The organism is Methylacidimicrobium tartarophylax (genome assembly GCF_902143375.2).
GTDB classification, from domain to species: Bacteria; Verrucomicrobiota; Verrucomicrobiia; order Methylacidiphilales; family Methylacidiphilaceae; genus Methylacidimicrobium; species Methylacidimicrobium tartarophylax.
Window position 1 is genome coordinate 24,348 of the sequence record NZ_CABFVA020000021.1, and the last position, 12,060, is coordinate 36,407.

The 12,060-nt window shown below is 62.9% G+C and carries 10 protein-coding genes; 4 read left to right on the top strand and 6 right to left on the bottom strand.

The genetic code is table 11. The annotated features are described in order from the left end of the window. Positions 1-32: 32 nt before the first annotated feature. From MAMT_RS02945 to MAMT_RS02965, 5 genes are read right to left on the bottom strand one after another with little or no spacing between them, the layout of a single operon-like run. Entirely contained in the window at positions 33-1,148 is a 1,116-nt protein-coding gene (locus MAMT_RS02945) for a S1C family serine protease (protein WP_142659496.1), read from the bottom strand. Positions 1,149-1,177: 29 nt separating this feature from the next. Continuing rightward, complete coding sequence (trpD, locus tag MAMT_RS02950; RefSeq protein WP_142659498.1) at positions 1,178-2,257, bottom strand: anthranilate phosphoribosyltransferase; 1,080 nt, start codon at positions 2,255-2,257, stop codon at positions 1,178-1,180. Next, entirely contained in the window at positions 2,254-3,429 is a 1,176-nt protein-coding gene (gene carA / locus MAMT_RS02955; RefSeq protein ID WP_142659500.1) for a glutamine-hydrolyzing carbamoyl-phosphate synthase small subunit, read from the bottom strand. The genes trpD and carA overlap by 4 nt, the downstream gene beginning before the upstream one ends. Continuing rightward, positions 3,417-4,697 (bottom strand): dihydroorotase, encoded by a 1,281-nt coding sequence (locus MAMT_RS02960; RefSeq protein WP_142659502.1) that lies wholly within the window; start codon positions 4,695-4,697, stop codon positions 3,417-3,419. The genes carA and MAMT_RS02960 overlap by 13 nt, the downstream gene beginning before the upstream one ends. Then, entirely contained in the window at positions 4,694-5,665 is a 972-nt protein-coding gene (locus tag MAMT_RS02965; protein WP_142659562.1) for an aspartate carbamoyltransferase catalytic subunit, read from the bottom strand. The genes MAMT_RS02960 and MAMT_RS02965 overlap by 4 nt, the downstream gene beginning before the upstream one ends. A 225-nt stretch (positions 5,666-5,890) precedes the next feature. Here MAMT_RS02965 and MAMT_RS02970 point away from each other — a divergent pair, with 225 nt between their 5' ends. The 4 genes from MAMT_RS02970 to MAMT_RS02985 all read left to right on the top strand — a co-directional run bounded on the left by MAMT_RS02970 (position 5,891) and on the right by MAMT_RS02985 (position 10,610). Then, positions 5,891-6,433: a LeuD/DmdB family oxidoreductase small subunit gene (locus MAMT_RS02970; protein WP_142659504.1), complete on the top strand. Its 543-nt coding sequence runs from the start codon at positions 5,891-5,893 to the stop codon at positions 6,431-6,433. Positions 6,434-6,464: 31 nt separating this feature from the next. After that, complete coding sequence (gene leuB / locus MAMT_RS02975; RefSeq protein WP_142659506.1) at positions 6,465-7,550, top strand: 3-isopropylmalate dehydrogenase; 1,086 nt, start codon at positions 6,465-6,467, stop codon at positions 7,548-7,550. A gap of 82 nt (positions 7,551-7,632) precedes the next feature. Continuing rightward, a complete protein-coding gene (locus MAMT_RS02980; RefSeq protein WP_142659508.1) occupies positions 7,633-8,784 on the top strand; it encodes an Lrp/AsnC family transcriptional regulator in 1,152 nt (383 codons plus the stop codon). Then, positions 8,730-10,610 (top strand): SulP family inorganic anion transporter, encoded by a 1,881-nt coding sequence (locus tag MAMT_RS02985; RefSeq protein WP_142659511.1) that lies wholly within the window; start codon positions 8,730-8,732, stop codon positions 10,608-10,610. Before MAMT_RS02980 ends, MAMT_RS02985 begins: the two co-directional genes overlap by 55 nt. Positions 10,611-10,627: 17 nt before the next feature. On the opposite strand, the gene MAMT_RS02990 is transcribed toward MAMT_RS02985, so the two are convergent. Beyond that, positions 10,628-11,872 carry a hypothetical protein gene (locus MAMT_RS02990; protein WP_178086881.1) on the bottom strand — a complete coding sequence of 415 codons (1,245 nt, stop codon included), beginning with the start codon at positions 11,870-11,872 and terminating at the stop codon, positions 10,628-10,630. Positions 11,873-12,060 lie beyond the last annotated feature (188 nt).

A 12,060-nucleotide genomic window follows, 5' to 3' on the forward strand; every position in this document is an offset into this window, starting at 1 on the left:
CGACTCCTCCTTAAGCTCTTTCGCACCATAGGCTACCGCGCAACAACTTCTACGGTCTGCGTTCGCTGGAAAAGAATCGGCCCCCGCTGCTCCACCAGGGTAATGGTCAAGGCGGCCTTCGTGCCCGCGCCGATCCGAGCGAGTTCGGGCGGGAGTTCTCCCAGGTCGGACAGGGGAAAGTTTCCGATAGCCGCCAGGATCATCCCCGCCTGGATCCCGACGGTGGCGGCCGGGCTCCCGCGCTCCACCGAGCCGATCAGAAGGCCGCTCCCCGGGGCGACTCGGAACGAGGCGGCCAGATCCTCCGTCAGTTCCTGAGCGACGATGCCGAACCGCTTGAGCAGGAAATCCGCGAGCGTCGCCGACTCCCCTTTTCGACCGTCTTGCGAGTTCTCTCTCGCCTTCCGATACCAAGCAAGAACCCGGTCTCCGGGAATCGCAAAGCCGATCCCTTCGATCGCCTCCCCGCTGAACTTGGCCGAGCTCAAGCCAACGAAGGTGCCCGCAAGGTCCACCAGAGGCCCTCCGCTGTTGCCCGGGTTGATGGCGGCGTCGGTCTGCAACAGTCCTTCAATTCGACCCTCCCCCGTCTCGATCGCTCTCCCTTTCGCGCTCAAGATCCCCTTGGAGACGCTGTTCTGGTAGCCGACCGGGTTCCCTAGCACGATCACGGTCTGACCCAAGAGGTTGGGGGAGAGCCGCTGGATATCGAACCAGGGGAGAGGTTTCGACGCCTCCACCTTGAGAAGGGCGAGATCCTGCACTGGATCCTCAAAGAGGACCTTGGCTTGCCAATCGCTCCCTTGGGAGAGACTCACCTTGACCGCGCGGTTGACCGCCCGTTCGACGACATGCGCGCAGGTGATCACGAAGCCTCCGGGGGCGACGACCACTCCCGATCCGAGGCTGCGCACCCGCTCCGAATAGGAGTAATAGCGGCCGAAAAAGAGATCGAAGGGATCCCGCATCTGGCGACGCACGACTCGTTCGGCGTTGATGTTCGCCACGGCGGGAAGCACTTTTTGGACGACTTGGACGGCCGGCTCGTCGGCCGGGGCCTCGGCCCTACCGAGAGGCGGGCAAAACCCCAACAGGATGGCGAGACAGCCTAACGCACTCCTCCGCCGGAAACCGGTCCTCGCTCTCATCCCGTCTTCCGGAATCGTTCGCTCTCCCGTCATGAGAGAGCCCAGGAAGCGGAAGCGCGTTTGAGCTCGGGCGCCAGTCGTTCCGCCATGCAAAGCCTCTCCGCCACGAGGCCTCGATCGAGGAGATCTTCGACCATCTCCAGCGCCTCCGCGAAAGAGGCGGGCTGACCGCAGGCGACCAGCCCCACGGCCGCGTTCACCGCCAACAGCGCCCGAACCAGTCCCTTCTCTTGACCCGCGAAGACCGCCCGCAGCCGGGCCGCACTCTCCCGGGCGGAGGTGACCAGGGCCTCCTCGAGGCGGCCGCCCGAGTATCCCCGGCGTTGCGCAAACTCTGCCAGGACCTGCTTTGCCTCAGGCAGATCGAGCCCCTGGATCACCGCCTCCCCTTCCAGGCCGAGTTCCCCGAGAGCCCGCCCGTTCCCATCCGTTCCGAAGAGCACCACCGGCCTCCGGCAGCCGCCGAGCAGAAGCGCTTCCTCGAAAAAGGCGAGATGCCCTCGGAGAAAAACCCCCACGATCTGAGCGGAGGGACGAGCCGGGTTGAGCAGCGGGCCAAGCAGATGAAAGATCGTCCTCCTCCCCCGTGCCGCCAGCTTCTTGCGCAGGGGACCCAGGGTCGCAAAGGCCGGATGATAATCCGGGGCATGCAAATAGACCATCCCCAACTCCCGCAGGGAGCGCTCCGCCGCCGGCGGGGAGAGCCGGATCGGGATGCCCATCGCTTCCAGGACGTCCCCACTCCCCGAAATCTTGCTCACCCCTCGGTTGCCATGCTTCACCACCGGAATGCCCGCCGCGGCGAGCACGAACATGGTCCCGGTCGAAATGTTGCAGAGGTTGAGCCCGCCTCCACCGGTCCCGCAGCAGTCCACCAGGGGTCTTCCCTCCCAGTGACCGGAAAACCCCAACGGAACGGAGCGCCCTCGGAAGGCCTCCGCGAAAAAGGCCGCTTCCCGGCTCGTGGCGCCCCGCTCTTCCAGGTCGAGGAGGAAAGCAACCTTCTCCTCCTCCGCGACCGTTTCGTCCAGCAAGCAGGCGACCGCTCCTTCGACCTCCTCACGCGTGAGCTCCCGGCCGGAATGGCTCCCCAACCCCGACTTCTTCATGAACGACTTTCCTCGGCAAGAGGGAGACCGCTTTCCGCCATCTTTCGGAAGAGCGGAAACCAGTCGAGGCCGTCATTGGGGCCGGGTGCCGCCTCGGGATGATATTGCACCGAAAAGATCGGCAACTCTTCGTGCGCCATTGCCTCGCAGGTTCCGTCGTTGAGGCTCACCTCCCGCACGCGCACCCCGGGGGGCAGAGACTCCGGATCCACCGCGTAGCCGTGGTTCTGCGAAGTAATTTTCACCCTTTTTGTCACGAGTTCGGCGACCGGATGATTGGCCCCGCGATGGCCGAACTTCAACTTGAAGGTCCTCCCTCCGAGCGCAAAAGCAAGAAGCTGGTGGCCGAGGCAAATCCCGAAAATCGGCTTCTTTCCGACCAGCTCCCGGACCGTCCGGTGGAGCGAAGGGAGAGCGGCAGGGTCGCCGGGGCCGTTGGAAAGAAAGACGGCGTCCACTCCGGAGGCGAGGATCTCCTCGGGCTGCGTTCCCGCCGGCACCACGCGCACCGCGAAGCCCGCCCGCCGGAGCAGCCGTAGGGTCGCATACTTGACCCCGAAATCGAAAGCCGCCAACCGGAGCGGCAGCCGCGTCCCGACCCGCTCCGCCTGCCCCTCCTCCTTTTCCCAGGGATCGTCCGCCGCCTGCCGGCCCTCCCAAGCATAGGACTCGAGACAGGTCACCTCCTTCACGAAATCGCGCCCTCCGTAGCTCCACCCCTTCGCCATGGCCACCGCCTCCGCGACCTCGATCGGCTCGGTCGAGAGGACCCCGCGGCAGACGCCCTGCTCCCGCAGCCGAAGGGTCAAGCGCCGCGTGTCGATGCCATCGAGCGCGACCACCCCGGCCTTGGTCAGGTATTCCCGAAGGGTGCCGGTCGCCCGCCAACTGCTGGCTCTCTCCGAAAGCTCCCGCATCAAAAAGCCCGCCACCTGCACGCGGGAAGACTGGTCGTCGAGCGGGTTGACCCCGTAGTTGCCGATCTCCGGAAAGGTCATGGCCACCAGTTGCCCCCGGTAGGAGGGATCGGTCAGCACCTCCTGATAACCCGCCATCGCGGTATTGAAGCAGACCTCTCCCACGACGGTTCCCCGACTCCCCACCGCACGCCCACGAAAGCACTCCCCGTCCTCCAGGACGAGCACGGCTTCCTTCTCCCTTACAGACGCCATACGATCTTCCCTCCCACCATCGTCAGCATGACCCTTCCTTGCACCTCCCATCCGGCAAATGGCGTGTTTCGGCTGCGGGAAAGGAACGCCTCTGGATTCACGGTCCATTGCAGATTCGGATCAATGACGGCCAGGTCGGCGGGGGCCCCGGCCGCAAGGCTTCCCCCCGGCACGCCCAGGATGCGCGCGGGAATCGTGCTCAGCCGGGCGACCAGCCCCGGCCAGTCGAGCAGCTTCGTCTTCACGAGGGTCTCGGCAGCCACCGCCAGCATCGTTTCCAGTCCGACGACCCCAAAGGGGGCACGGTCGAACTCCACCTCCTTTTCGAAGGAGCAGTGGGGGGCATGGTCGCTTGCGATGAAATCAATCGTGCCATCGACGATCCCTTCCCGCAACGCCTCCCGGTCGGCTTCGGAGCCTAGTGGAGGATTCATCTTGAAACTCGTGTCATAGTCGGCGAGAGCCTCGTCGGTCAGGGCGAGATGGTGCGGGGTTACTTCGGCCGTGACGCGGACACCGCGACGCTTCGCTTCCCGGACAAGCCGGACCGAGCCGGCACTCGAAAGATGCTGGCAATGGAGCCGGGCTCCCGTGAGCTCCGCCAGGAGAATGTCCCGGCTCACGATAATCTCTTCCGCCAGGCTCGGCCAGCCGCGGAGGCCCAAGACCGTACTCCAGTAGCCCTCGTGCGCCACCCCTCCGGCCGAGACACTGCTCGCCTCGCAGTGCTCCAAGATCGGAAGATCGAGCATGGCGGCATACTCCATGACCCGGCGCATGAGGCCCGCGTCCTGGATACAACTCCCATCGTCGGTCAAGGCCACCACCCCCGCCGCGCGAAGGGAAGCGAGCGGCGCGAGCTTCTCCCCTTTCCGTCCTTCGGAAAGACAGCCCGTCGGATAGACCCGCACGATCCCGTGCTCCCGTGCCCGTTCCCGAATCCAGCCGATCGTATTGGGCTGATCGGCCGGAGGCCGGGTGTTCGGCATCGCCACCACGGCCGTAAAGCCTCCGGCCGCCGCGGCATGCGTCCCGGAAGCAATCGTCTCCTTCTGCGGCTCTCCCGGCTCCCGCAGATGGACATGGGCATCGATCAGGCCCGGGGCGACGATCCGGCCGGAGGCGTCGATCCACTCCCAACTCGTTTCCGCCGGGAGGGAAGCGGGATCGACGAACCGGCCATCAGCGACGAAAAGATCGCCTACCTCATCCCGGCCACAGCTCGGATCGAGGATGCGCCCGCCCGAAAGACGGTAGAAGCCGCTCACATCCCTTCCCTATCCCGCCGATGGAACCGAGCCAACTCCGAAAACACCGCCATTCGCACCGCGACCCCGCTGGTGACCTGGTCTAGGATGACCGAGCTGGGCCCATCGGCAAGCTCGCTCTCGATCTCGACCCCGCGCTCGACCGGTCCCGGGTGCATCAGGAGGATCTCCGGAGGGCAACGGCGCAGCCGGGCATCGCTCAGCCCGTAGAGGGAGACATATTCTCCGAGCGACGGAAACATCCCCTCCCGCTGCCGCTCATGCTGGATGCGCAGCAGGATCATCACCTGCGCCCAGGGCAGGATCGGCTCGAGCTCGTTGCTCAGCCTCACCCCGAACCGTGCAAAGACCTCCGGGAGAAGCGTCCGAGGGCCGACCAGGGTGACCTCCGCGCCGAGCTTGCGCAAACCCCAGATGTCGGAACGGGCCACGCGACTATGGAGAATATCCCCGACAATCGCGACCCGGACCCCGTCAATCCTCCCGAGGCGGCGCCGGATCGTCAGAAGGTCGAGCAGACCCTGCGTCGGATGCTCGTGCGCCCCGTCGCCGGCGTTGATCACCGACGACCGTACCCGGTCGGCCAGAAAATGCGGCGCCCCCGCCGCCGAATGGCGGAGCACCAGGAAATCCGCACCCATCGCCTCCAAGTTCCGCGCCGTGTCTTTGAGGGTTTCCCCTTTCCGGATCGAACTCGACTCCTGATCGATCTCGAGAACGCTCGCCCCCAGCCGCTTGGCGGCAAGCTCGAAGGAGACCCTCGTGCGGGTGCTTGGCTCGATGAAAAGATTGACCGCCGTGAGGCCCCGCAACGAGGGCAGCTCCCGTCCGGCCTCCAAGCGCCGCGCGACCTCGTCGGCGGCATCGAGCAGAAAAAGGATCTCCTCCTTCTCCAGCTCCTGTAAGCCCAGGAGATGCCGTCGCCTCCATCGGCCTCCCGGGAACTGCTCTGGATTTTCCGACGCCATCGCGGAAGGAAAATGGCAAAAGGAGGGCTGCCCGTCCAGCGTCTTGCTCCGCTTTTCCTCCTTGCGCTCCGCTCCCCCCGGCCGCAAACCCAAGAGCGGATTCCCGCTCGTTACCGGTGCTGCGGCTCAAAAGGAATCCGCCCCGTCTGGTTTTTCCACGGCAGCGGGCGATTTTGCGATTGCCATCCGAGCGGGACCGCGATAAAGCTCGAACGAGACCAAGCAGTGTCAACGATTTCCGGCCCGGCCTACGTTGTCGGCGACAATATCGATACCGATCAGATCATCCCGGCCCAATATCTCATGTTGGTGCCCACGGTGCCGGGCGAGCTCCGTAAACTCGGCTCCTACGCCTTTTCCGGTTTGCCCGACGCTCTCTACCCGAAGCGCTTCGTCGCTCCGGGAGAGGAGACGGCCGGCTACCCGATCGTCGTTGCGGGTCGCAACTTCGGTTGCGGCTCTTCCCGGGAGCACGCGCCGATCGCACTCGCCGCCGCAGGCTGCCGGATCGTGATCGCCGAAAGCTACGCCCGAATCTTTTTCCGGAATTCGGTTTCGACCGGGGTTCTCTTCCCCTACGAGTGCGCCGAGCGCCTTTGCGAACAGATCCGCACCGGCGATCCCGTCGAAGTCGATCTCCTGAATGAAACGATCTCGGCGGGAGGCGTCCGGCACCGTCTCAAATCGTTGGGAGACGTCAGGCCCGTGATCGAGGCGGGTGGCCTCTTCCAATACGCTCGCAAGACCGGCATGGTTGCAACCCCGTAAGGGTACCTTCTCCTGCCCCATTTTCCCTTCCATGAATACCTATCGAATCGCTGTCCTCGCTGGAGATGGAATCGGGCCCGAGACCATGGCAGCCACGCTGCCGATCCTAAGGGCGGCCGCCCATAAGTTCGGCTTTCACCTCGACCTCGAGGAAGCCCTGGTGGGAGGGGCGGCGATCGACGCCACCGGCAGAGCCCTCCCCGAAGAGACGCTCACAGTCTGCCGGCATTCCCAGGCGATTCTCTTCGGCGCGGTAGGTGGCCCCCGGTGGGAAGCCCTCCCCCCCGAAAAGCAGCCCGAGCGCGCGGCTCTCCTGCCCCTGCGGCGCACCTTCGGCCTCTACGCCAACCTCCGTCCGATCTCCTGCTATCCGGAGCTTCTGAGCTCTTCGCCTCTCAAGACCGAGATCGCTCGCGGCGTCGACCTGCTCGTCGTCCGGGAGCTGACGGGAGGCCTCTACTTCGGCCAGCCCAAAGGGACCGTGATGACCGATCGCGGGGAGCGGGCGATCGACACCCTGGTCTACGAGACCTCCGAGATCGAGCGGGTCGCCCGCGTCGCTTTCGAGGCCGCGCGAGCCAGAAAGAAGTTCGTCACCCTCGTCGACAAGGCCAACGTGCTCGAGTCGAGCCTCCTCTGGCGGAAAACGATCCGCCGGATCGCCGCCGACTACACCGACGTCCAGTTGGGCTTTCTCTACGTCGACAACGCGGCCATGCAACTGGTGCGCAATCCCCGGCAGTTCGACGTGCTCCTCTGTGAAAACCTCTTCGGAGACATCTTGAGCGATGAAGCCGCCGCCCTCTGCGGTTCACTCGGCATGCTCCCGAGCGCTTCCTTGGGAAAGGCCCGGTTCGGCCTCTACGAGCCGGCCGGAGGCTCCGCTCCCGACATCGCCGGAAAGGGAATCGCCAACCCGAGCGCGGAGATCCTCTGTGCCGCTCTGCTCTTGCGCTACAGCTTAGGCGAAGAAAAGGCGGCACTCGCGATCGAAGCCGCCTTCCGCGCCACGCTCAGCGACGGTTTCCGTACCCCGGATATTGCCTCCGACGGAGCAAAGACCGTGGGAACGGAAGCCTTTGCCCAGGCGATCCTCGATCGATTCGAGAACCCATAACGAGAAGCCGCAGGAGAGAGGATGGCCTCCAGCGAGGCTTTTTCTTTTGTGCGAGCCTTCTTTCTTTGCCAAAAAGAAGGGGATGAACTCCATCGATCTGAGCGAGCCCCTTCCCGTCGGCACCGACGATCCGATCAACGCCCGCATCCTCTCCGTCTCCGAGGATAAGCTGGCGGGCTTTCAAGAAGAGCCTTTGGAAGAGATCTCCCGGCTCTCGGGCCTTCCGGTCGCGACCGTCACGGCGCGCATCCGGGCGATGCTCGAGAACGGCACGATCCGCAGAGTGCGGCAGACCCTGCTCGCCAACGATCTGGCCCCCGGCGCCCTGATTGCTTGGGAGATCCCGGAAGAGAAGCTGGGACCCGCGTTCGACTTTCTCGTCGTCGAAGACCCTTTCAGCGGCCATGTAGTCCTCCGCTCGACCGATGCCGCCCGCGCGGGCTCCTCCTTTCGGCTCTGGAGCACCCTCAAAGTGCCGCAAGGGTTTTCCCTGGAAGCCCATTGCCGCTACCTGGCTGGGGAGATCGGCGCCGTCCGCCATCGGATTCTCCGCGCCAAGGGAATCTTCACCCTCGGCGTGGGCCACGTCCGTCGGCGGACGCTCGAGATCGGCGCCATGTCTGCGGGCCGGGCGCAGATGCATGCGGTGGAGGTGCGCCAGCTCTCCGCGGAGCAGTGGAAGGTTCTCGGCGCCCTCAAGGAAGAGCTGCAGCCGGAAGAAGTCGCCTTGGGCTTGTGGGAAGCCCGCGCCCGATCGATCGGAATCTCCCGGCAAGAGTTCGTCCGGGTGGCGAGGGAGATCGAGCGCATGGGAATCCTCGGCCGCTTCTCGACCTTCCTCGAGCATGTGAAGCCCCTGACGACCGGCGAGCGGGTCACCCGCTTCAACGGCCTCTTCCACTGGGCGGTCCCGCCCGGCAAGGAGAAGGAGGCGGGAGAAGAAATCGGCCGTTTCGAGGTCCTCACCCACTGCTACTGGCGGGAGGCGGGCCCTGAGTTCGGCAACGTCAACTTGATGGCGGTCGCGCACGGCCGCGAAAAAGATCGGCTGCTGCTCCACAAGGCCGCGATGGACGCGCACCTTCGCCAGTGCGGAATCCCGGTCCTCTACTCGAACATCTTCTGGGGAGGACGAAGCGAAATCAAACCGTCGGAAATCTTGCCGGAGGCTTATCGGAAATGGAGCCGCACAAAGGGAATCGACTGGGAGACACTGCTCGCCGGCTCTTCCTGAAGAGCCTTAGGCCCGCCTCCGCCCGACTGGCTCGCCATTTTCGCGATCAGTGGAACGAGCTTCACTTGGACCTCGGGCCGCTCCGGGCCACCTTTCGCTCCTACTCCCCCGCGAAGCTGCGCACCGACCTGAGCGCGGCGTTCAACGTCGCCCTCCTCTCCTTTCCGCAGGGCATGGCTTACGCCTTGATTGCGGGACTGCCCATCCAATACGGAATCTACGCCTGCGCGGTCGCCTCGATCATCGGTCCGCTCTTCCAGAGTTCCCGCTACGTCGTGCTCGGCCCGACCAACGCGACCGCGGTCCTCGTTTTCAGCTCCTTTCTGAACATGGGAGGGGAAGTCGACAAGAGCCACTCCTTGAGCTTGCTTCTGCTCCTGATCGGGTTCGCCCTCCTGATCGGTGCCCTCTTTCGCGCAGCCGCGCTCACCCAATATGTCTCCCGAACCGTCGTGATCGGCTACATCACCGGCGCCGCCTTTTTGATCATCGCCAATCAGGCCCACCATATGCTGGGCGTCTCGATCCCGGAGGTCTCGACCTTTTCCGACATCGTGATCCAGACGATCCGCCATGCGGGTCAAACCCAATGGCCGGCGGCCTTTCTGAGCCTTGTCACCCTCCTCGTCTGGTGGTGGCTCAAGACCGCTTTCCCGAAGCTTCCCGCCGTCGCGATCTCTCTCCTCGTCGTCTCCGTCCTCGCCCTTCCCCTCCGTTTTGTCTCCCTTCCGATCCACTATCTCGAACCCATCCCTTTCGGCTCCTGGCCGATCACCCTGCCCTCCTTCCACTGGCACTGGTTCTCGCAGCTCGCCAGCGCGTCCTTGGCGCTCGCCTTCTTTGCCGCCGTCGAAGGAACGAGCATCGGCAAATCGCTCGCCAGCCGCTCCGGCGAACCGATCGACCCCAACCGGGAGATGTTTGCCCAGGGTGCGGCCAACGTCGCTTGCGCGTTCTTGGGGGGAATGCCCGTTTCGGGCTCCCTCACCCGCTCCGCCCTCAACTGGATCAGCAAGCCCGCCACCGTTCTTGCGAACCTCTGGAGCGGTCTGCTGCTGGCGGGCGGTCTCCTCCTGGCAGGCCCGCTCTTTGCCTACATCCCCATGCCGGCGCTCGCCACCCTGGTCGTGCTGACGGGGTTATCCCTGATCAACTGGCGGGACATCCATATCGCGCTGACCACGACCCGAGCCGACGGCCTCGTCTTCCTGGTCACTTTCTTGAGCGCCCTCCTGACTCCCCTCGACTTTGCCATCGGCTTGGGCATCGGCGTCTCCGTTCTCCTCTTCCTGCAGCAGGTGGGCCAACCTTCGCTGGTGGAATATACCTACGACGAGGAAGAGGGATTGCGCGAAAAGGGCCGCTCCGAAGAGCGTATCCTTCCGGAAATCTGCATCATCCACGTAGAGGGAGAGCTCTTCTTCGCCGTCGCCGACCTCTTCCGGGAACAGATCCGCCGGATCTGCCTCGATCCCTCTCTCCGGGTCGTCATCCTGCGGATGCGCAACGCCCATCACCTCGATGCGACCTGCGCCCTCGCCCTCGAGGAGCTTGCCCGCATGATGCACGATAGCGGACGCCACCTCCTCATCAGCGGAGCCACGAGGCCGATCATCCGGGTCCTCCGCAGTTCCGGAGTGATCAAGACGCTCGGACGAGACAATGTTTTCCCCCTTTTCGGCGTCCACCCTAACCTCTCGACCCGGAACGCCCTTCTCCGCGCCCAGCAGCTCCTCGGCAAAAAGGAGAGCGAAGTCCGGATCTTCTACGAAAAGGTTCAGGTCAAGCCCAAGGCGGGCGAGGCCGAAGACAACGGATCCACGTAAGGAACCGGCCTTCCAGATCAATGTCTTGTGGGGCGCGGCTCGAGAACGAATGGATGCAAACTCTCTAGTCCATCGGCGCTGACCATGACGCTTTGCCAGCCCCAGGGCAGCTTTTGCTTCTCTTCGCACATCGGAGCGAGAAAGAGGTACTTCTCTGTTTTATATACCACTTTGATTTTCCATTTCCGCGGTGCTGTGCTGTCGTCACCATCTGGGGCGGTTTTCGATTCAGAGCCCGCCGAAGCGTCCGCTCTTGTGTAATATTCCGGAGGAAGCACGTCCTTCCGCTTTCCCTCTTTCCAGGAAATTATGCACTCTTCAGGTCGAAACCCGCCAAATTGCTGCGGCATCGCACCACATATCGGAGGGCCCCAGTCCGTAGTCCAACCTACCAACACCGACACACCGAAGAATATCCACTGGCCTATGACCAAGTATCGACTCTCCGGAATTGTCGCCAACATTTGGAAATAGGCAACACACATGGGAATGAGAAGACCAAAACTCCAACAGTATGCAAACGTGAAACCCCAAAACTCCAGTGGCAGAGAAGACTGCCCATATCTAGAGAACATTATTGTGCCTAATATCCAGGTAGCACAAAAGGAAACAAAGATCGAGGGAAGTAAAACTTGCCACACAATCTTGCCCCACTGACGCCACAGAAACTCTCGCTCCCACTTCCACGCATCCTCCACCGATCCTTTGGCGGACCTGCGCCGCGAGAGCTGCAACGAGCCTCTCACTCCCTTTACGATTTCAGCAATCGGATCCGTGTTATCTCTCAGCAGCATGAGAGAATTATCATGCAGGTATATCCAAGTCATATATCGCAAAGCGATGAAGCCAGCAATGAACGGACCAGTCGCTATGCTGATAATAGCAAGATTCTGGGTCACATTCGTTGTAGCGAAGGATATTCCATGGTCTGCAGACCAGACAGAGCGCACAAAACATCCGAGCACCGCCAGCGCGGTCGTTACTATTGAAAATGGAATGCTAAAATCCTTACGTAATTTCCCGCACCTCTCCTCAATCCTTTCCTTGGATCCCGCTATTTCCAAGTCATGACCATATATTATATATACCAACGCTTGCAAAAGAGAATACAAAAAGGCAAAGAATACAAAGAATGTAAAGATAATGGCGCTTAACGAAGCGACAATTCCGCCCGGTTTTATGAATTGAAAAAGGAACAAAATACCTACTATGGCAACGCTCGCTATGAGCCACCAGTATCTTGCCTTAATCCTCCGCATCACTTCCCTACCCCTCCCTTTTTCGTCGCCCCCGCCCGCCTCGTTCAGCCGATCGGACTACCTCGCCATTCCCTGGCCACTCATTCCGCGACCGTCACCCTTGGTCCCGAGCGCGACAGTCCGCCGAAAGATTGCGATTCTTACGGAAGATTCCAGCAGGGCCGAACTGGTCAAGGATTTAGAGGGCTTTC

What these genes read in the sequence shown, in the direction of transcription:
- trpD (WP_142659498.1), bottom strand. Translation starts at nt 2,257, where the DNA reads ATGAAGAAGTCGGGGTTGGGGAGCCATTCCGGCCGGGAGCTCACGCGT.
- carA (WP_142659500.1), bottom strand. Translation starts at nt 3,429, where the DNA reads ATGGCGTCTGTAAGGGAGAAGGAAGCCGTGCTCGTCCTGGAGGACGGG.
- MAMT_RS02980 (WP_142659508.1), top strand. Translation starts at nt 7,633, where the DNA reads ATGAACTCCATCGATCTGAGCGAGCCCCTTCCCGTCGGCACCGACGAT.
- MAMT_RS02965 (WP_142659562.1), bottom strand. Translation starts at nt 5,665, where the DNA reads ATGGCGTCGGAAAATCCAGAGCAGTTCCCGGGAGGCCGATGGAGGCGA.
- leuB (WP_142659506.1), top strand. Translation starts at nt 6,465, where the DNA reads ATGAATACCTATCGAATCGCTGTCCTCGCTGGAGATGGAATCGGGCCC.
- MAMT_RS02985 (WP_142659511.1), top strand. Translation starts at nt 8,730, where the DNA reads ATGGAGCCGCACAAAGGGAATCGACTGGGAGACACTGCTCGCCGGCTC.
- MAMT_RS02945 (WP_142659496.1), bottom strand. Translation starts at nt 1,148, where the DNA reads ATGAGAGCGAGGACCGGTTTCCGGCGGAGGAGTGCGTTAGGCTGTCTC.